Raw genomic sequence first — 19574 nt, forward strand, 5'->3', positions numbered from 1 at the left:
CGTCACCACCCGAAATGCGAAAGGCCTGCCCTCCGGGGCAGGCCTTTTTCTTGTGGGCTATCTCAGGAGCTCGATAATGGCTGCCGCATCGTCGCCATAGCGGCCACGCAGCAAGGCCTCGCAGCCCGCCCGGTCGCCGTCCGGTGCCAGATCGACCATCTCGGCCTGACCAGCGCGGACGGCTGTGTCGATGAACCGGAGCGCGTCGAGCAAATGGGGGCGGAGCCGGTCATGCAGGCTGAAGCGGCTCCCGTCCCCAAGCACGATCGCGTATTCGGTCGACGGAACCGGCCCGGCATCGCCCGTGAGCACGTCGCAGCGCACTTCCAGGCGCGACACATCCGTGTAGGCGACGTCATGCACGGTGATCTCGAACGGTCCCGAATAGCGCAGCGAGGTCTCGCCCCAGCTGCGGAACCAGAGGGCATCATAGACGGTCAGCACGAGCGCGATCGGAAGGCAAACCATGAAAATGCGACCGGCCAGCTCACTGCCACGACGGCTCCACCGCCGGTGGAAGTGCTCAGGGTCGAAGGCGCCGTATCTGGAGTACCAGCCCTTGCGCGCAGCGCTTTCCAGCGCAGAGCGGATTTCCGCGCGGGCCAGGCTGGTCATGCGCTCCACACGGTCGCGGTTCATGGCGAGATAGAAGCGGCGCAGTCCGGGCAGGGCCTGCGCGCCACTGAAGCCGACCAGAATACCGATCATCATGAAGGGCAGGGCCGTCACGACCGGGCCGGTCATGCCCAAAACTGACCCGAAAAGTTCGTCATCCTGCGCGAACAGGATCGCGTTCAGTGTCCGGCTACCCAGGGCAGGCGCGCCGGCCCCCAGTCCGACTGCGAGGCTCATCGCGAAAATCAGGATGGGCGTGACGACGAGCGGGGCGAGCCGGGATTTCGGTTGTGCGGCAGTCCAGTCGAGCGAAGTCTCCGTACCGGCTTCGATCCAGCTTCTGTCGGCATCGTTGAGCGGTTCGAGCTTTGAACGGCGCCGCACTGATCGGTTCATGGCGACATCCACGAGCAGAACCAAAGGGATGATGATGGCAAAGGTGAGCCCGCCGAGGACGAGCGTCACTCGCGCCGTAGGCCAGGCAAGCTCGAGATAGGATTCCGCTATGCGGCCACTCACCTCGCCAATGATACCGGGGAGGTTTCGTGGTGCGATGACGACATCATTCGCCAGCATTTCGTTCAGGAATGTATAGGTTATCAAATAGAAGGCGCCCGCGATGATGACGAGCTGGAGGACGATGACCACCCCGAGCAGCGATCGGGCTCCTTCGATGACGAGCCTTTCGAGACGCTCCAGCATTGTCGGCTTCGCGTCCCCCTCAGGCGCAGCCTTGATGGCCGAATCTTTCTCGCCGCGTGCGTAACGCTTCTCCGCCATGAATTTCAGACCGAGCCAGCCCATGGCCAGTGACGGAAGCAGGAGGATCGCGATCCAGGCGCGGTCGAAGCGTGCTGCCATCACGACGACCTGCCAGACCAGCGAGGTGTTCAGCGCGAAGGTCATCCAGACGGCGAGGGTCGCCGTGCCGAGGACCCAGCCATCCCAGTATCGGGAGCTGAACTTGAAGCGTATTGCCGGCGACGCGAGGCCGAGAATGATAACGTCGAAAAGGAACAGGACGGCGACCGGCAAGGCAGTATGCCTGTGTATTCCAAGCCCTTCGCTTGCAGCCGGTACCGTCAGCAGCAGGACGGCGAAAACGAGCAGCACGGCATAGGTGAGCAGGTTTAGCCGGGCGAGGCCGCCGGGCAAGTCGGATTGATTTGGCACGGACACCTCCCCCGAGGCGCGCATGCTTTCGTGCGCTTATCGCGAAAGCAAGCCTGAATTGCGGAGGAAGAGCTCTCGCCCGTCAGATCATCACGAAGACGACGCCGGCGCCCAGTGCGGCGTCGCACCAGAAGCCGAAGCGGCGGGAGGTGAGGGCGCGGGCGATCATGCGCGGCGCTCCATGCTGGGGCGCGGCGCGGCAGCCGGCTTGGCGGCCTGCGCATAGGTGCGGCGATAGCGGTCGAGCTCGCTGGCTTCGGCCTTCAGACCGCGGCGCGGCTGACCGGCGATCACCTGGACCATGACCTCGGCTGTGGCAGGACGGGCCCGCACAAAATTCCGCGGCGCGTCGCGCTCGGAGCTTTGCGGGGTCGGGACGGTGACGAGAGCCCGTTCCTGTCTGGCCGGACGATCATTCGAACCGCGCGCACGACCGGCCGGCTCAACGCGGCGGCTGGTCGGGATCGGGACGGGATATGCGCTACGGATCGTGGTCATGCTCATCAAGTCGCAAGGCGTGTGCCAAGTCTTAATGAGAGGTTAAGCACGATTCTGGGCGTAAATGTGAACCAGATGTCCCGAATCGTCTCCGGACGGTCACAAGAACCGCCCGATCCGGGTCATATCGATACGAAAGTCTTAACGCCGGGGAGGGCGGGCCGGCTGTGCCAATTCGGGACAGTCCGGCCGGAGACCCTGCTTGACCTGCTATTTCTTGTCGAGCAGCTGGTCGAGCTTGGCGCGCATGGCGTCGAGCTCTTCGCGCATGGAGGCGAGATCTTCGCTCTCCTCGGCGGTGGACGATTTCGCCGCGGCCGGCTTTGCCGGCGCATCGGCCTGACCGCCGCTCTCGCCACCCGGCTGGGTAAAGGGGGTGAACATGCGCATGGCCTGGCCGAAGATTTCCATATTGCGGCGCGTCTGTTCCTCGATCAGGGACGTGGCCGCCTGCGGCGAGGTCATCGCCTCGGCCATCTTTTCGCGGAATTCCTCCTGCTGCTGGGAGAAGGAATTCATCGACATCTGCAGATAGCCGGGCACCACGGTCTGCAGGCTGTCGCCATAGAAGCTGATCAGCTGGCGCAGGAAGTCGACCGGCAGAAGGTTCGCGCCGCGGCTTTCTTCCTCGAAAATGATCTGTGCCAGCACGCCGCGGGTCAGATCTTCGCCGCTCTTGGCATCGACGACCTGGAAATTGGAACCCTTTTTCACGAGGTCGCGCAGGTAGTCGAGCGTCACATACTGGCTGGTCGATGTGTCGTAGAGGCGCCGGTTCGCGTATTTCTTGATCACGATGTCCGGCGTCTTACCGTTCGATTTCGTCACCACATACTCCCCATATTCGCGTGTCCCGCAGGGTCTCGGGCCTTATTTCCCTCGACATGCGCGTGTCGCTATTTCATGTAAGGGTGTACGCGCACTGACGGGTGTGCTGCAAGCGCGAAGACTATTGCATTTTGTCCAGAGGGGATGGGGAGATGTCGAAACGGGCACTGGTGACGGGTGGTACGCGCGGTATCGGGGCTGCGATCAGTCATGCGCTCAAGGCCGCCGGCCATATCGTGGTCGCCAATTATGCGGGCAATGAAGAAAAGGCCGGCGCCTTCTCGCGCGAGAGCGGTATCGAGGTCGCGCGTTTCGATGTGGGCGACTTCCATGCCTGCGCGGCCGGTATTGCCGAAGCCGAGCGCCTCGCTGGCGGCGGTTTCGATATCCTCGTGAACAATGCCGGCATCACGCGCGATGCGATGTTCCACAAGATGGATTTCGCGCAGTGGAACGATGTGGTGCGCACCGATCTCGACTCCATGTTCAACATGACGCGGCCCGTCTATGAGGGCATGCGCGAGCGCGGCTGGGGCCGGATCGTCAATATCTCCTCGATCAACGGCCAGAAGGGCCAGATGGGCCAGGTGAACTATTCCGCCGCCAAGGCCGGGGTTATCGGCTTCACCAAGGCGCTCGCCCAGGAGGCGGCCCGCAAGGGTATCACCGTCAACTGCATAGCGCCGGGCTATATCAATACCGAGATGGTCGCAGCCGTGCCGGAAAAAGTCCTCGACGGCATCATCGCCGGCATTCCCGCCGGACGTCTCGGCGAGGCGGAGGAGATCGCCGCGCTTACCGTCTATCTGTGCAGCGATGCCGCAGCCTTCATGACCGGTGCCACCCTGCCCATCAATGGTGGCCAGTACATCACCTGACCCTGCTGCGGACTGCGCGTGATGCGTGTCCGCAGCACGATTGCAGCGCCTGCCCCAAATTTGCCCTCTTGCCGGTTGATACACCTTTCGGGATGACACGATCCGTTCTTGCCATACTCGCCGCGCTGCTATGCGCCGGGTCGATCTCTGTGCCGATGTCCGAGGCGCAGGACAACCCGCTGCGCGACCGGCTCCTGCGCAATGAACGCAGCCAGCAGCTTACGGGCTGGTACCAGCGCGCGGACACCGGCGAGTTCTTCCAGTTCGACCGGTCCGGCGACCCGGCCCTGCTGCGCGAGCGCGACGACAGCGAGGCGGAAGTCCTGGTCCTCTACCCCAATCGCGCACCCGGCGGCGGTACGGCTTTCGTGACCGATACGGGACGCGAAGTCATGCGCCTGACCGGTCTGGGCGGCGCGACCTATTTCCCGCCGGAAGCGCCGAACGGCGTCATCGTCGAATATGCAAGTCCGGCCGGCGGCATCGCGCCGACCCCGCGTTCGGCCTCGGAAGTGCGCGGCCGCGCCAGCCGTCTCGCCGACGATCTCGCCCGATGGCTGAACCGGGATATCCTGATCGAGTACACACCCGCGCCGCGGGCCGGTCTGGGCGTGCAGTACGACACGCTCAACCGGGTCATACACGCCGTCGACATGCTGCGCGGCGAGCGTCAGCGCATCCGTGATCTCGAATCGATCCGCCTTGTCACCGGCGACGCCCCGGCCGCCTACCGGACCGGTACGGAGCTGGTCATCGTCATCGCGCCGCAATACGGTTTCGCAGGCCGCCCGTCCTCGGCCTATATCCGCGAGGCTTTCCTCTCGGAACCGAACGAGAGCTAGCCGCCGCCGCGCAGGCTCTCCGGTGCCCAGCCCGGCTCGGCCAGCTCGAATCCCGAAAACTCGAAACCCGGTGCCACCGTGCAACCGACCAGCGTCCATGCGCCGGTCGAGCGGGCGCTTTGCCAGGCCTGTTCCGGCACGATGCCCTGCGGACGCTGTCCGGCCGGGATGTCCGGACCCAGCGTGACGGTCTCCACGCCGTCGCCGTCCTCGCTGATAGACAGGGCGAGCGGGGCCCCGTCATACCAGTGCCAGATCTCGATCGCATCGACACGGTGCCAGTGCGAGACCTCGCCCGCGGGCAGGAGAAAATAGATCGCCGTCGAGCGGGCCCGCCCGTCCGGTCCGGCGATGTCGCGGAAGGTCTCCGCATACCAGCCGCCCTCGGGGTGAGGCTGCATGCCCAGCATGTCGATCAGGGTGCGGGCCTGGCCGGGAAGCGTTTCGGAGCTGTCGGTCATCTCAGAAATTGTCCTTGCGCTTGCGCAGCTCGGCGAAGACGTCCGTATCGCTGGCGTCCTCGAGGCCGAGGCGGGCGCGGATGGCCGGGTCGGCGGGGCGCAGGAAGGGGTTGGCGGCTTTCTCCGCGCCGATCGTCGTCGGCACGGTCGGTTCGCCATGAATGCGCTCGCGGTCGACCTCTGCGGCATAGGCCTGCAGGTCCTGATTGTCCGGATCGACGCTCAGGGCGAAGCGGGCATTGGCCTGGGTGTATTCGTGGGCGCAATAGACCTTCGTCTCGTCGGGCAGTCTGGCCAGTGTGGAGAGGCTGTCCCACATCTGCTCCGGCGTGCCCTCGAAAAGGCGGCCGCAGCCCAGCGCGAAAAGCGTATCGCCGACGAAGGCGATCCGGTCCTGTTCGAAGAGATAGCAGATATGGCCGAGCGTATGGCCCGGCGTGAAGACGACCCGTGCCGTGTGATTGCCGAGGCTGACATGGTCGCCGTCGTCCACCGGCACATCGATGTCCGGAATGCGGTGGGTGTCGCGCGCCGGGCCGACGATACGCGCGCCGGTCAGCGCCTGGACGGTGCGATTGCCGCCGGCATGGTCGAAATGGTGATGCGTGTTCCAGATCTGGGTAATGGTCCAGCCGGCCGCCTTCGCTTCGGCCACGATGGTCTCCCCGTCCGGCGTGTCGATCGTGGCCGTCTCGCCGCTGTCCGGGTCGTGGACCAGGAAGCCGTAATTGTCGGTGAGGCAGGGAAACTGGCGAATCTGGAGCGCGCTCATTCTCGGTTCCGTCCGGCTCGGGAGTGTGAAAGGATCAGGTCCAGTTGTAAGGCACCAGACCGGAGGCTGGCCAGTGCGACGTGATGCCCTCGAGCTCGTTCGCTTCTACCGCTCCCGTCAGGGAGAGACCGCGCGGCGCATGATCGCCCGGCGGCTGGCCGCGATCTGGCCCGACGTGACCGGGCTCGACATGCTCGGCCTCGGCTTTGCGGGACCCTATCTCCAGCCCTACAGGCGGCGAACGCGGCGCTGCATCTCCTTCATGCCCGCGGGGCAGGGGGCCGTGGTGCCCGAAGGCGGCGAATGTCCGGCGGCCCTCGGCGACGAGACGCATTTGCCGTTTCCCGAGGCCATGTTCGACCGTGTCCTTCTGGTCCACGCCCTGGAGGAGGCGGACGCGTTGCAGCCCCTCTTGCGCGAGGTCTGGCGCGTGATGGCGCCGGAGGGCCGCCTGGTCATCGTCACGGCGGCGCGCGCCGGGCTCTGGGCCTGGCTGGACAATACGCCCTTCGGGCACGGGCAGCCCTTTTCACGCGGACAATTGTCCGGCCTGCTCGACGACGCCTTGCTGGAGCCGACGGCCTGGTCGCGGGCGCTCTATGCGCCGCCCTGGGGCTGGTCCACGCACCGCCGCATCGCAAATGTGTGGGAAGAGGTCGGCGAATATGCCTGGGCGGGGCTGGGCGGCGTGCTGATGGTCGAGGCGGTGAAGCACACCGGCGCGGTCACGCCGGAACGGCGTACTGCACCTGCGCGCGTGCGCAGGCTTGAAGCCCGCGGGCAGCCCGCGCTATCTCCCCGTCAGAACCCGGCGCCGGCATCCCGTCTTGCGCCGCGAGAGGAGTGAGGACTTCCATGGCCATCGAACCGCGCGCCGGCATTCTCGACATTCGCCCCTACAAGCCGGGGGCGTCCGAAGCCGCCGGGCACGCCAACCCGATCAAGCTGTCCTCCAACGAGAATGCGCTGGGCTGTTCGGACAAGGCCGCCGACGCCTTCGCCGCGACGCGCGACAAGCTGCATCTCTATCCCGATGGCGGCGCGACCAAGCTGCGCGAGGCGATCGCCCGCGAGGAAGGTCTGGAGGCCGAGAATATCGTCTGCGGCTCCGGTTCCGACGAACTGCTCCAGCTTCTGGGCCGGGCCTATCTCAATCCGGGCGACAAGGTCGTCCAGTCGCAATACGGCTTTCTGGTCTATCGACTGGTCGCCATGCAGTGCGGCGCCGAGCTCGTCTCCGCCCCGGAGAAGAATTACCGCACCGACGTCGATGCCGTCATCGAGGCGGCCGGCGATGATGCGCGCATCGTCTTTATCGCCAATCCCAACAATCCGACGGGCACCTATATCAGCGACGACGAGGTGCGCCGCCTGCGCGACGGCCTGCCGGCTTCGACCCTGCTGGTGCTCGACTCCGCATATGCCGAATTCGTGCGCGATGCGGATTATTCCGCCGGGATGGAGCTGGCCCGCGAGCGCGACGACATCGTGGTGACGCGTACCTTCTCCAAAATCCACGGTCTCGCAGCCCTGCGTCTTGGCTGGGCCTATGGCAACCGGTCCATCATCGACGTGCTGCACCGCGTGCGCGGCCCGTTCAATGTGAACATGCCGGCTATCGAGGCGGGCACCGCCGCCATCGCCGATCGCGACTTCATGAAGCGTTCCGTCGACCACAACGAGGAATGGGTCGGCTGGCTGCGCCAGCAGATCGGCGGTCTCGGCCTGGAAGTGACGCCGAGCGTCTGCAATTTCGTCCTGATCCACTTCCCGGAAACCCCGGGCAAGACGGCGGCGGACGCAGATGCCTTCCTGACGTCCAAGGGCGTGATCATCCGGCCGGTCCAGCCCTACGGCCTGCCCAACGCCCTGCGCGCCACCGTCGGCAAGGCTGCGGAGAACCGGACCCTCGTCGCGGCCCTCGAAGAGTTCATGAAAAGCTAGGTTGCCGGGGCCTTATCGGTCCAGCGAACCGATCCGGACCGGGCCGATATAGATTCCGCCATCATTGACGCGGAAGGGCAGTGATACGCCCTCCGGGCTGCGCGGTGCCAGCATGGCGGCGAGGCGCAGGGCTTCCTCGTTCTCGCGCGGCACCAGCCCGCCTTCGACGAGGGCGTCGGCGAGGGCGTCCGGGTCGGTGATGCGCAGGGAGAGGCGTCCGTCCGGGCGGGCCATGGCATCCAGCGTGAACTCGCCGGTCCCCGTCAGATGCGCGGGACCCCAGCCCAGCTCGGCCGAAACGATTTCGAGCTGGCCACCGGCCCGGGTCCAGGCATTGGCGTCGGCGCTGCGCGCCAGGGTCGACCATTCCGAGACGGTAAGATTGACCTTCATGACGTCGGCTGTCTGGCCGAAGGCGCGGATCACGTCCGGCTCCAGCGCCTCGGGCGCTGCGGTGACTCCGCGCGCCTCGATGCGAAGCCGCAGGGCATCGCTGTCCTCGACGGCACTGCCGATCAGCAATTCCTCGATCGCGCTGACATCGGGAGCCGGACCGGCCAGCGTGGTGATGGCGAGCTGCTCGATGGTGGCGCCGACACGTTCGGTCTGCCCGTCGGAATTGTGCGACAGGCTGAAGGCGGCGCGGGCGGCATCGATCTGCAGGCGCGAGCCCGGCTCGATATAATCGTTGAGCAGCATGGGGCCGTAGAAATCCACGCGCCAGAGGCTGAGATCATGCGGCATGGCATTGCCGCGCAATTCAGCGAACTGCGTTTCCCATCCGCCCTCGATCTGCGGCGCGGCAATGGTCGGAGAGACGATGCGGACCTGGAAGCGGAAAGGGAAGCCGCCCATGCGGATGCCCTGGTGCTCGATCGCGTAGCCGGCCGCCTCCTGGTCGGAAATCCAGTCCTCGACCGAGGCCTGGATTTTCGATCCGGCGAAGAACCAGTAGACGGTGTACAGCACGAACAGCAGGACGATCCCGCCGAAGGGCAGCATGAAACGCGAACGCAGCATGTGATTACGGCTCCCGTGCGTCCGGCGCCCGCGTCTCCTCGATCAGGCGGTCGGTCGCAGTATTGATGCGCTCATGCAATAGGCTGAGGAAGCGCTGCTTGTCGAGCCCCGGCTCAATGGGTTCGAGGAATTCCACCACGATCCGGCCGGGTTTCTTCAAGCCGCAATAGGATTTGAGAAAGACCCCGGATGTCAGCGCGACCGGCACGCAGGGCTGGTTCATGGAGAGATAGAGACCGGCAATGCCCGGCTTGAAGTCCGGCGCCTCGCCGGGTTCGACGCGGGTGCCTTCCGGGAAGATCAGGACCTGTCGGCCTTCCTCGCCGCGCGCCGCCGCATCGCGGAGCATTTTCTTCAGCGCTTTCGCACCGCCCTTCCGGTCGATGGAAATATTGCCGAGCTTGACGGCAAACCAGCCGAAGAAGGGCATGAAGATCAGTGATTTCTTCAGGATAATGGCCGGATCGGGGAGAATTTCCCAAAATGCCAGCGTCTCCCACATACTCATATGCTTGGAGCCGATCAGCGCGCCGCCTGCGGGCAGGTTCTCGCGCCCTCGCACCTCGAAGCGGACACCATAGATCCAGCGCAGGCCGAACCAGACGATCTTGAGATAAAGGCGCAGCAGGCCGCGCGACCAGCTGCGCGGCCCGAGCAGGGCCGGCGTGCAGATCAGGCCGATGATCGCCATCAGCCCGTACATATAGACGTAGAAAACGTAGGATTTCAGCGTGTTCATCAGGCGGTGTCCGGCCGCGGCGCGAAGGGCTGGAGCAGCCAGACCGCGGTGTATTTGGCGTATTCCTGCAGCCAGAGCCGGCCAGCGCCGAGATCGCGCCAGGGCGGCGTGGTCCGGACCGGATAGGGGGTAAGTTCAACGCCGGGCATCAACATCTTCATTTCCAGAAGGCTCCGCGGCAGATGATAGTCGGACGTGACGATGATCAAGCGCCGATAACCGTTGGCACGCACCAGCTCGCTCGCCTCGCGGGCATTGCCGACCGTATCCGTGGCGTCGCGGCCCAGCGTGACGCAGCAGGCGAGTTCCGCATCGCTCAACCCGGTCGAGCGCTGAATGTCGCCGGGCGTGGTCGACGGGTTCACGCCGGAAATCAGCAGGTGCGGGGCCTGACCGGCGCGCAGCAATTCCGTCCCGGCGGCAAGACGTCCGGCGTCACCCGTCAGGACGATGATGGCGTCGGAGCGGTTGTCCGCCGGCGGCAGTTTGTAGCCGGTGACCGTGCCGGCATAATTGCCGAAGCCGATAATGGCGGCCACGACAAGAAGAAAAGCGATGGCGCGCAAGAGCGAGCCGGTTTGCGAACGACCGTCACGCATCGGCCACTCCTCCGGTCGAGGGCGGCGGGCCGTCCCTGCGGCGAGCCTTGTCATGCCTGTCCATTCGCGAACTCTTCTATCCGATCCGGGCCGATTTGTGACCGGTCACCAGCGTCCCCTCAAATCGGCGGCGACTGCAAGCCGGGCGGACAGCGCGGCTGTCATGCCCGCCAGCAGCGGCGCCAGAACCAGCAGGACCAGTTCGAACGGTGCCGTGGTCCATTGCGGCAGGAAAAATGCCATGTCCGCCGGGGAATCGCCAAGCGAGACGAGGACCGAAACCAGGCCGGCGAAAAAGGCGCCGGCGGCCCCCGATTTCAGCCCCAGCATGAAGAAGCGCCGCTCGAACAGACCGGCGATGAAACTGTCGGCGGCACCGCACAGATGCAGCGCATCGATGACATCGGTTCGTGCGGCAAGACTTGCACGGGCGGCGAAGGCGACGACGGCGGCCGCTGCGCCGGTCAGGAGGACGAGCAAGGCACCGCCCAGTGTCTGCGCGGTCCGGGCTGCACGCCTGACCGCTTCGGCCCAGCGTCCGTGATCGTCGACGCGGGCGACCAGTCCGGCTGCATCCAGCGACGCCTGCAGGGCCTCCGCGTCCACCTCGACATTCCCGTTCAGGCGGACTTCCACCATCAGCGGCAGAGGCAGATCCTCGGGCAGATTTCCCTCTCCGAGCCAGGGCGTGAGGAGGCGGACGGCATCCTCCCGGCTTCGCGCCGTGGCGCTCGCCACACCGGGTAGCTCGCCGGCGATGCGTGCAGCCTCTTCCGCATCGGCGGTCACGTCGCGGTCGTCCATCGGACGTACCTGGATGGTCAGGCTGCTTTCCAGATCGCTGGTCCAGCGTTCCGCCTGCAGCCAGGCGCCGCGCGCACCGAGTGCTGCGATACAGGCAAGAAAGACGAGGATGGACGCCACCACGAAGAGGGGACGATCGCGTCCCTTGTCGGGCGGAAGAAGACGGCCGCTGCCGCCGGAGGGCGGTTTCGGGAAGGTCTCAGTCATCGCGGCCCTCCCGGCGGTCGTCGGTATCGCCGTCCATATCGTCATCGTCCGCGTCGCCGGCGTCGTCTTCGGCGTCCGTCAGGGCCTCTTCATCCTCCGCTTCGCGCGGAAGCGGCCGATGGGCGGGAGAGAGCGGTGCGTCCGAGAAGGGTTCCGCCTGGAACTCCCTTGCCGCCGCGGCGGCCGCCGCCTGGCGCTGACTGCGCGGCGGGCGGATATGAAGATGCCCGTTCGACAGTGTCATCACGGGCGCGTCGAGCATGCGCACGAGCTGCAGGTCGTGCGTCGCGATGATGATCGTCGTGCCGAGCTTGTTCAGCTCGACGAAAAGGCGCAGCAGGCGCATGCCCATTTCCGGATCGACATTGCCCGTCGGTTCGTCGGCGATGAGGATTTCCGGCTGCGCGACCACCGCACGGGCAATGGCTACGCGCTGCTGTTCGCCGCCGGATAGCGTCGCGGGATGGGCCTCCATCCGGTCGCCAAGGCCGACCCAGGCGAGCAATTCGGCGACGTCTTCGGCATAGTCCTGGCGCCTGCGACCGGCCACGCGCAGGGGCAGGGCGACATTATCGAAGACATTCAGATGGTTAAGCAGGCGGAATTCCTGGAAAACCACGCCGATGCGCCGCCGGAGATCGGGCAGGTCCTTGCGCGGCAGTGTTGCGGCATCCCGCCCGAAAAAGCTGATCAGTCCGCGCGAGGGTTTGGCGGCCAGATAAATCAGCCGCAAAAGCGAGGTTTTTCCAGCTCCTGATGGTCCGGTGAGGAATTGGAAAGAACCACGTGGTAAATCAAACGACAAATCGCGCAGAATTTCCGGTCCGGCTCCATACCGCATGCCGACATTGTCGAAGCGGATGACCGGCTCGGGATCGGTGTGCGGGGAATGACTTTCACTCGGGTCGATGGAGAACCTCCACTGGCTCGGGGCAGGCCGAAGCAGGACGCAGACGACTCATATGAGCATAGTACTCAGCTGCCCGTCATGTACCACGCGCTATCGTGCCAATCCCCAGGCGATTGGTTCGAGCGGCCGGCGTGTGCGCTGCGCATCGTGCGGACATGTGTGGACCGCCGAGGTCGAGGACCCTGCCGATCTGCCTGCTCTGCAAGCCGCCTTGCCCATAGATGAAGAACCCGCGGAGATCGAGCCGGAGAAGAAGGTTCACACTGTTTTCCGCGAGCGTCAGGCCGCCAAGCGCCGCACCATGTCGGCCGCCGTGGCCGGCAGTGCCTGGGGCGGCCTCGTCGCGGCCTGCGCGCTTTTCTTCCTGACCGCCTGGATATTCCGGGTCGATGTCGTCACGCTCTGGCCGCGTGCCTCCTCCGCCTATGCGGCGGTTGGCGCCGACGTGAACCCCTATGGTTTCAGCGTCGGTACGCTGAATGTTGAGCGTGATATCGATCACGGTGTCCCGCTTCTGGTCGTCGAGGGCGATCTGCACAATTTCGATCGCCGGACCCGTACGGTGCCTGGTCTGCGCGCCATCCTCCGGGACGAAACCGGACAGGCGCTGCTGGAATGGAACATCCCGCTCGAGGCGACCCGCGTCCGTGCCGGAAGGCGTCAGGATTTCCGGACCGTCGTGTCCGATCCGCCGCCCCAGGCCGTCGAGGTCGAAGTGGTCGTCGCGGCGGCACCACGTCAGGATGAGCCCGCTCTGGATGAGTCGCATCCGGAAACGGAAGGCGAAACGCAGGGTCCGGAAACGGTCGAGGATACCGCGGGGGACCAGATCGAACCTGCTGAAATCCGCAACTCGACCGGTCAGCAGACCGCCGAGGCTTCGCCCCCCCCCCCTTCGGGCGGTCAGCACTGATCAGGTCTGATCCTGCCGCCCGTTAGAAGCGGTCGAGCAGTCTGTCGATATAGTCGAGTTCTTCCTGCGGACGCCCGGCTTCGGCTGCGCGGCGGCGCAGCTCTTCCAGGATATCCCGCGCGCGGGCCCGGCTCATCTCGTCAGGAACATCGACGCCGGAGCCGTCGGCGAAGGCGCCGTCGGCCGGGCGGCCGAGCGGGTCGCGATTTTCCTCGCCCTGTCCGCCTTCGCCCTGGCCTTCCTGCATACGCTCGAGCAGTTCGCGCGCCAGCTCTTCGGCACCGGCGCGCAGTCCGGCGAGAGCATCTTCCTGGGCTTCCAGCGCATCGTCGACATCCCCGCGGCGCAGGGCTTCTTCGGCTTCGCGCATGGCCTGGCCGGCCTCGCCCATGCCCTCGGCACTTTCGCCGGGCAGGGAGTCCTGCGTTTCGCCGAAACGCTGGGCGAGCTGGCCCTGGGCGTCGGCGAGCGCCTGGGCGCCGGACGAGCCGCTCTGGTTTTCCGCGAGGCCCTGGGGCATGCGGCCGGACTGTTCGCCCTGGCCGCTCTCCGCCCCCGATTGCGGCTGGCCGGGACCCTGTTGCTGGTTTTCCTGATTCAGGCCGAAGGTTTCGTCCTGCAGATTTCGCTGCTCGCCGATGACTTCGCCGAGTTCCTCGAGCGCTTCGGCAATGGCTTCGGAGATCGGGTCGCTCTGTTCGCCGTCGCCGCTGCCCTGACCGAGCTGCATCTGCATGTTGCGCAGCATCTCGCCCAGTGCCGCCAGGGCTGTGCGGGCATCGGCCGTATCGCCCAGCTCCGCGGCTTCGCGCAGGGCGTCGAGCATGGCCTGGAGCGCTTCGTTGTCCATGGATGGCCCGCTGCCGCCCTCGGCGAAGCGGCCTTCCTCGGCGGCCTCGCGGGCGAGCGCGGCCATGTAGTTCTGCATGGCCTCTTCATAGGCCTCGAACAGGGCGGCCAGCTCGGTCTCGTCGGCGCCCCGCGCGAGGGCCTCCATCAGGGCGCGTTCGGCGGCGCGAAGGGCCGCTTCCGCATCGGCGAGCGAGCCGAGCTCCGCCCGTACGGCGATGTCCCAGAGGTCGTCGTCCAGCCCGGAGAGATCCGACTGCCATCGCGCCCGGCGCAGCCGGTGCAGCGCCTCGCTCAGTCCGAGATAGACGATCGGGTCCTCGAAAAAATATTCCGGCGCGTCGGTAATGGCGTCGAGGGCACGCGCGGTTCGCTGAAGCCCGTCCGGCGCGCGTTCGATGCGGCGCCGGGGATCTTCGGCGAGAAAGGCCGGACCGGGCGGAATGTCCTCGGCCGTCATGGCCGGGCGCTCGGGCAGGGGCGCATAGTCGCCATCGGCGGCCATCACCCATTGCCGCTGTTCGGCGACGGCGCGCGCGAGCGTATCGAGGAAAACGCGTTCGGGCAGGGTCACGCCCAGTTCGGGAGACAGGCCGATATTGCCCGCCGCGTCCACGGCCGTCATCCGGATCGTGACACGCGTGCCGGCAAGCGGGTGCCGGGCGGTTTCGAGCAGGGTCCGGAAACCGTCTTCCTCGCTCTCGGCGATGACGGATACGGGATCGATCTCCATCCGCTCCCAAGGGGCACTGCGATCCCCCTCCGGGCGGAATTCGAGGGCATAGCCGGTCGCGCCGTAATCGTCGGCCACGGTAAAGCGGAGGTCGAGTTCGCCCGCCGCGGTGGCTTCCGGAACGGCGGTCAGCCGGATGTCCGGGGCCTCGTCCTCCAGCACGTTCAGCGTATACGTCTCGCGCAGTCCGGGCGCAGCGAGGCGCAGCGTCCCGTCGCGCATGACGATCTGCCGGACTTCCCAGACGCTCGCTCCGATCGAGCTCGCCTCGGCGCGCTGGCTTCCCGTGGCGTCGGTCAGGGTGAGGCGCGGCGTTCGGCGGCTGCCGGCAATCCGGGTCACGAAGGTGGAGCCTTCCGGGATGTCGGCGCGGGTTTCGCCCTCGGCGAGGAAAACCGGCGCCCGGCCGGTATAGGCGGGCGGATCGATCCAGGCGTCGACGCTCAGCGTCGTGCCGCCTGCAAGGATCGGGGTCAGGCTGAAGGCTTCGGAGAGGCGGCCGCGCGCGGCCGGTCCGGCGATCATCAGGGCGACGACGAGCAGGACGGCGATCTGGCCTCGCACGGCCCAGTGGTCATAGGCCGCCCAGGCGGCGTGGGGGCGGCGGGCTTTTGCGGATTTCAGGCGTTCCGCCATGCGGCGGCGGTGCTCGGCCCAGAGGCGCCGCGCGATCGGGTCGTCCTCGCTGGGTGTGTCGACCAGGGCTTCATGCGGGCGCGCCTCGATCCCCGAATCCGCCTCGACCCGCCGGGCCGTGTCGTCGGAACTCGGCCAGGCGAAGCCGCGCGATGCGCGCCAGGTCAGCCAGCCGGCGAGGCCGATCGACGCCAGGGCATAGAGCGCGCGCCAGGGATCGCCGATCCAGTCCCACAAGCCCAGCAGGGCGAGGATGAGATACAGGCCGAGCGCCGTCAGTCCGGGCCAGAGGACCGGGACGGATCTTTCCCATACCAGGGCAATCCAGGCTGTCAGCAGAGCTCTCGAACGCATGGGCTAAAATCTATCACGCCCTGACGAATTCACGAGAGCCGCCTGCATTACGATTTTGAGAGCCCGGTGCTGTAGGACAAAAGTGGAGTGGTCTGGAAAGGTCGTCTGCGACCCTAATTCAAGCAGCCAGATGACGCCATTCGGCGAAGACGGCGGAGCGGCTTTTCCTGAAGTCGGAGCGTGAATGGAAGTGGCGTTCGAGACTGAACTCGTTGCGGATCGATTTCGAGGATAATGGCCCAAAGCGATTCCACCAGAACCGAACCGTCTCGTGCGTGAAGTCGATGCCGCGTTCGTGGAGCAAATCTTCCACGTTCCGAAGCGCCAGCGGGAAACGGACATACATCATCACCGCAAGGCGAATGATCTCGGGCGAAGTCTTGAAATACCGGAACGGATTACGCATCGGGGGGCTACGAAACGGGGTTTCGGCGCTCAAGCTATTTTCTTCTGACAGCGCCCTAATCTGACAATGCAAGATTGTCCAACAATGCCCTTATATCTTCATAATCCAAGCCGATTTCGCCCCGCCCCTCATCAAAACAAATTAAACCCAAAGCTCGCCGACTCACTTGCTCCTGATAGGTAAACAATTCTTCGGAATTAGGTGGCGGCGGTATAAATGTGAGATTAGGAAAGCTATGCGCGACCGCTGGGTCGAATGATACCGACATTAAATCACAGTCAATAACTACGTGAGCCCGATACATTATAAAATCTGCCCCGAACAATGCTTGATCGATAGGATTGCTTCTGCCAACCCAGCTCACCCAATCCCCCGCCCCAATTTCGGCTCCTGGGCGAATAAAATAGTACCCCCCGGAACTGCGGGTTAGCAAAAACCAATTATTGGCGCGTGCCTCCTTATTTAGGTGGGTGCGAAACACTTCGGTTGCGTTTTGCAGGGTAAACTCGATATCGAAAAGAGGCTCTCTGCGCCCGCACATATATTCGTATCGCACCTCAGCGATTGAACCCTCAGAAAATGGTCGCATCACCCCATCGCTGTGAGCGTTATTTTCCGACGGATAAAGCGCACCATCTTCGTAGTAAGCCAGCAAATCGGCGGCGCTACGCCTCGAAGCGCAATCGGGAAATTCATGAGAAAGGACCGCGACAACTCCCCCTTGCTCTCCCGACAGGCCATATTCTGCGTCGCTTAACATCCGAAGAAACCAATACCCACCTCCAGATTGATCCTGAATACCGTAGATAAATACTTCGGGCGCCCCGATCACTAATTGCCACCCCCCTTCAGGCACGGGCTCATCAGGCTGGGCACCAAGCTGCCCGCCCCCAAAAAGGAGACTCAGGAACAGAACATGAATTACACGTGACAAATTTAGCACATCAAAACTCACAAGACCCGCGTCGAGGTAGCCTCGATTTTCGCGGGTTAGTTGTCGCACGCAAATTGAATGAGCTCGTAAGGCAAATCGACGGAGGTGCCGGGATTCGAGCGCGCGCTGCGGCTAGTCTTCGCCGCCGGTTTCGCCGTCCTCGGACTGTTCCGGCGGGTCGCCCCAGATCGGCGGCGGGCGTTCCAGATCGCCGCGCATGCCGCAAGCGGTGGCCGCAAGGGCGCTGAGCACGACCAAGGCGAAGCCCGCGATACGGCCGGTTTGCGATTTCCCCGTCATCAACCCTCTCCTCAGGCGCCGAGCTTGTCCTGCCAGGCGGCAATCTGTTCGCGAATGCGGACCGGCGAGGTTCCCCCGTAGCTGGTCCGGCTTTCCATCGATGCCCGCGCACTCAACACGGAAAACACCCGTTCGTCGATACCCGGTTCTACGCTCTGCATGTCGGCCAGCGACAGCTGCGCGAGAGGCACGTCGGCCTGTTCCGCCATCTTCACGATCGATCCGGCGATGTGGTGCGCGTCGCGGAAGGGCTTGCCGAGCTCGCGGACCACCCAGTCGGCGAGGTCCGTGGCGTCCGAATAGGCTTCCCCGGCGGCTTCTTCCATTGCCTGGCCGTTGAAGGAGAGATCGCCGGCCATGCCGGTCATGGACAAGAGGGCCAGTTCGAGGTCGTCGATGGCCTGGAAGACCGGCGCCTTGTCCTCCTGAAGATCCTTGGAATAGGCCAGCGGCAGGCCCTTCACCACGGTGAGAAGTCCGGTCAGCGAACCGATGATGCGGCCCGGCTTGGCCCGGACCAGCTCGGCTGCGTCCGGATTGCGCTTTTGCGGCATGATGGAAGAGCCGGTGGACCAGGCATCCGACAGGGAGGCAAAGCCGAAGCGGCGCGTGCACCAGAGCACGATCTCCTCGGCGAAACGCGACAGGTTCACCGCACAGATGGCGGCCGCGGACAGCACTTCCAGCGCGAAATCGCGGGCGGCGACGCCGTCGAGGGAGTTCGCCATGGGTCGGTCGAAACCGAGGGCTTTCGCGGTCATTTCCCGGTCGATCGGAAAGGCCGTACCGGCCAGGGCGGCACAGCCCAGCGGGCTCTCATTGAGGCGTTTGCGGGCATCGGCGAAGCGGCCGCGATCGCGCTCGGCGAGCTCGACATAGCTCAGCAGGTGATGGGCCAGCGAGACCGGCTGGGCGGTCTGGAGATGGGTGAAGCCGGGCATGACCTGATCGACATGCTCGGCCGCCTGCGCCAGCAGGGCCGCCTGGTATCCGGCCAGCATGGCGTCGATGCGGTCGCAGGCATCGCGGAGCCAGAGCCGGAAATCGGTCGCGACCTGGTCGTTGCGCGAGCGCGCCGTGTGCAGGCGTCCCGCCGGTTCGCCGATGATCTCCTTGAGCCGGGCCTCGACATTCATGTGCACGTCTTCAAGCGCTGTGGACCAGGGAAAATTGCCGGCGCGGATCTCTTCGCGGACCTTTTCGAGGCCGCGCTTGATGGCGTCCACATCCGCGCTTGAAATCACCCCGGTTGCGCCCAACATCTCAGCATGTGCGACGGACCCGTTGATGTCCTGCTCCGCCATGCGCTGGTCGATGTCGACCGAGGCGTTGATGGCTTCCATGACCGCGGACGGGCCGGCCTCGAAACGTCCGCCCCACATGGCACTGGAAGCCTTGCCGCTGGCGTCGGTGGTACCGTTGTGCGAAGCGTTGTCGGTATCCTTGCTCATGTGCGTCCCGTCCGTATGGAGAAAACTATGAAACTATCCCCCCTCAAGGCCGGGCTCATCGCCATGCCGCTGATCGGGTTGTTCGCGATTGTATACGTGGTGTTTTCCGCCATGGACAAGGGCGATACGGGTGCGCTGGACAGCTATGCGCGCGGGGAGATGCGCGCTTTCGTCACCGTCGACAATCCGCCGGCCCAGCCGAACCTCGTCTATACCGACGGTGACGGCAATGAAGTCCGCCTGTCCGATTATCGCGGCAAGGTCATTCTGGTGAATTTCTGGGCGACCTGGTGCGGACCCTGCGTCGAGGAGATGCCGGCGCTCGACCGGCTGCAGGCCGAAATGGGAGGCGATCAGTTCGATGTGGTGACGGTCTCGCTCGACCGCGGTATCGAGCCGGCCCGCGATTTCCTTGCCCGGATGGAGCTGGAAAACCTTCCGCTCATTCATGACGGGACCTTCTCCAGCCCGGGCCTGGTGAATGCGCTCGGCCTGCCCATGTCGATCCTCTACGACCCCTATGGCCGTGAGATCGGCCGACTGCCGGCTCCGGCCGAATGGGACAGTGAGGAGGCCTACGCCCTCATCCGCGCTGCCATCGCCCGCGGCTCCGCCTGATCCGCCGGCGCTCCCTGGAAATTCGAACAAAAAAGAGGGCTGCCGCGGAAACGGCAGCCCTTTTGAGTTCGTGTGGTCCCGACTCGGAGG

20 protein-coding genes and 1 pseudogene are annotated in these 19574 nt (G+C 65.1%); 6 read left to right on the plus strand and 15 right to left on the minus strand.

The genetic code is table 11. The annotated features are described in order from the left end of the window. Positions 1–57 precede the first annotated feature (57 nt). From AC13HB_RS05215 to phaR, 3 genes are all read right to left on the minus strand, one after another. A complete protein-coding gene (locus tag AC13HB_RS05215; RefSeq protein ID WP_482948674.1) occupies positions 58–1788 on the minus strand; it encodes a hypothetical protein in 1731 nt (576 codons plus the stop codon). Positions 1789–1953: 165 nt separating this feature from the next. Then, positions 1954–2286 carry a hypothetical protein gene (locus tag AC13HB_RS05220; protein ID WP_482948675.1) on the minus strand — a complete coding sequence of 111 codons (333 nt, stop codon included), beginning with the start codon at positions 2284–2286 and terminating at the stop codon, positions 1954–1956. Between the two features lie 210 nt (positions 2287–2496). Continuing rightward, positions 2497–3114 (minus strand): polyhydroxyalkanoate synthesis repressor PhaR, encoded by a 618-nt coding sequence (gene phaR / locus AC13HB_RS05225; RefSeq protein ID WP_482948676.1) that lies wholly within the window; start codon positions 3112–3114, stop codon positions 2497–2499. Positions 3115–3266: 152 nt separating this feature from the next. Here phaR and phbB point away from each other — a divergent pair, with 152 nt between their 5' ends. Further along, positions 3267–3992, plus strand: coding sequence for an acetoacetyl-CoA reductase (gene phbB / locus AC13HB_RS05230; RefSeq protein WP_482948677.1), 726 nt, complete (start codon positions 3267–3269; stop codon positions 3990–3992). 92 nt (positions 3993–4084) lie between these two features. Next, a complete protein-coding gene (locus tag AC13HB_RS05235; RefSeq protein WP_482948678.1) occupies positions 4085–4834 on the plus strand; it encodes a DUF4908 domain-containing protein in 750 nt (249 codons plus the stop codon). Here the strand turns inward: AC13HB_RS05235 and AC13HB_RS05240 are convergent. Continuing rightward, complete coding sequence (locus tag AC13HB_RS05240) at positions 4831–5295, minus strand: cupin domain-containing protein (RefSeq protein ID WP_482948679.1); 465 nt, start codon at positions 5293–5295, stop codon at positions 4831–4833. The genes AC13HB_RS05235 and AC13HB_RS05240 overlap by 4 nt on opposite strands. A 1-nt stretch (position 5296) precedes the next feature. Then, positions 5297–6067: a hydroxyacylglutathione hydrolase gene (gene gloB / locus AC13HB_RS05245; RefSeq protein WP_482948680.1), complete on the minus strand. Its 771-nt coding sequence runs from the start codon at positions 6065–6067 to the stop codon at positions 5297–5299. A 73-nt stretch (positions 6068–6140) separates the two neighbouring features. Between gloB and AC13HB_RS05250 the strand changes: the two genes are divergently transcribed. Further along, on the plus strand, positions 6141–6914 hold the full coding sequence (locus AC13HB_RS05250; RefSeq protein ID WP_482948681.1) for a class I SAM-dependent methyltransferase: 774 nt from the start codon (positions 6141–6143) through the stop codon (positions 6912–6914). Positions 6915–6922: 8 nt separating this feature from the next. Continuing rightward, a complete protein-coding gene (hisC, locus tag AC13HB_RS05255; RefSeq protein WP_482948682.1) occupies positions 6923–8011 on the plus strand; it encodes a histidinol-phosphate transaminase in 1089 nt (362 codons plus the stop codon). A gap of 12 nt (positions 8012–8023) precedes the next feature. On the opposite strand, the gene AC13HB_RS05260 is transcribed toward hisC, so the two are convergent. From AC13HB_RS05260 to ftsE, 5 genes are all read right to left on the minus strand, one after another. After that, a complete protein-coding gene (locus AC13HB_RS05260) occupies positions 8024–9031 on the minus strand; it encodes a DUF2125 domain-containing protein (protein WP_482948683.1) in 1008 nt (335 codons plus the stop codon). A gap of 4 nt (positions 9032–9035) precedes the next feature. Next, complete coding sequence (locus tag AC13HB_RS05265) at positions 9036–9770, minus strand: lysophospholipid acyltransferase family protein (protein WP_482948684.1); 735 nt, start codon at positions 9768–9770, stop codon at positions 9036–9038. Continuing rightward, entirely contained in the window at positions 9770–10369 is a 600-nt protein-coding gene (locus tag AC13HB_RS05270) for a YdcF family protein (RefSeq protein WP_482948685.1), read from the minus strand. Before AC13HB_RS05270 ends, AC13HB_RS05265 begins: the two co-directional genes overlap by 1 nt. A gap of 105 nt (positions 10370–10474) precedes the next feature. Continuing rightward, positions 10475–11380 carry a cell division protein FtsX gene (locus AC13HB_RS05275; RefSeq protein WP_482948686.1) on the minus strand — a complete coding sequence of 302 codons (906 nt, stop codon included), beginning with the start codon at positions 11378–11380 and terminating at the stop codon, positions 10475–10477. Further along, on the minus strand, positions 11373–12221 hold the full coding sequence (ftsE, locus tag AC13HB_RS05280; protein ID WP_482948687.1) for a cell division ATP-binding protein FtsE: 849 nt from the start codon (positions 12219–12221) through the stop codon (positions 11373–11375). The genes AC13HB_RS05275 and ftsE overlap by 8 nt, the downstream gene beginning before the upstream one ends. A gap of 121 nt (positions 12222–12342) precedes the next feature. On the opposite strand from ftsE, the gene AC13HB_RS05285 reads away from it, so the two are divergent. Continuing rightward, on the plus strand, positions 12343–13203 hold the full coding sequence (locus AC13HB_RS05285) for an MJ0042-type zinc finger domain-containing protein (protein WP_482948688.1): 861 nt from the start codon (positions 12343–12345) through the stop codon (positions 13201–13203). A 22-nt stretch (positions 13204–13225) separates the two neighbouring features. Here AC13HB_RS05285 and AC13HB_RS05290 read toward each other — a convergent pair whose 3' ends face one another. The 5 genes and pseudogenes from AC13HB_RS05290 to argH all read right to left on the minus strand — a co-directional run bounded on the left by AC13HB_RS05290 (position 13226) and on the right by argH (position 18866). Continuing rightward, positions 13226–15775, minus strand: coding sequence for a DUF4175 domain-containing protein (locus AC13HB_RS05290; RefSeq protein WP_482948689.1), 2550 nt, complete (start codon positions 15773–15775; stop codon positions 13226–13228). A 208-nt stretch (positions 15776–15983) separates the two neighbouring features. Next, positions 15984–16181: pseudogene (locus AC13HB_RS05295) on the minus strand (IS6 family transposase); the annotation flags it as partial. Between the two features lie 55 nt (positions 16182–16236). Continuing rightward, positions 16237–17136, minus strand: coding sequence for a hypothetical protein (locus tag AC13HB_RS05300; RefSeq protein ID WP_482948690.1), 900 nt, complete (start codon positions 17134–17136; stop codon positions 16237–16239). Between the two features lie 111 nt (positions 17137–17247). Then, a complete protein-coding gene (gene lptM, locus AC13HB_RS05305) occupies positions 17248–17415 on the minus strand; it encodes an LPS translocon maturation chaperone LptM (protein WP_482948691.1) in 168 nt (55 codons plus the stop codon). Between the two features lie 11 nt (positions 17416–17426). Next, positions 17427–18866: an argininosuccinate lyase gene (argH, locus tag AC13HB_RS05310; protein ID WP_482948692.1), complete on the minus strand. Its 1440-nt coding sequence runs from the start codon at positions 18864–18866 to the stop codon at positions 17427–17429. Positions 18867–18893: 27 nt separating this feature from the next. On the opposite strand from argH, the gene AC13HB_RS05315 reads away from it, so the two are divergent. Further along, positions 18894–19484: a TlpA family protein disulfide reductase gene (locus AC13HB_RS05315; RefSeq protein ID WP_482948693.1), complete on the plus strand. Its 591-nt coding sequence runs from the start codon at positions 18894–18896 to the stop codon at positions 19482–19484. Positions 19485–19574: the final 90 nt, after the last annotated feature.

Source organism: Maricaulis sp. B-26, from assembly GCF_056857855.1.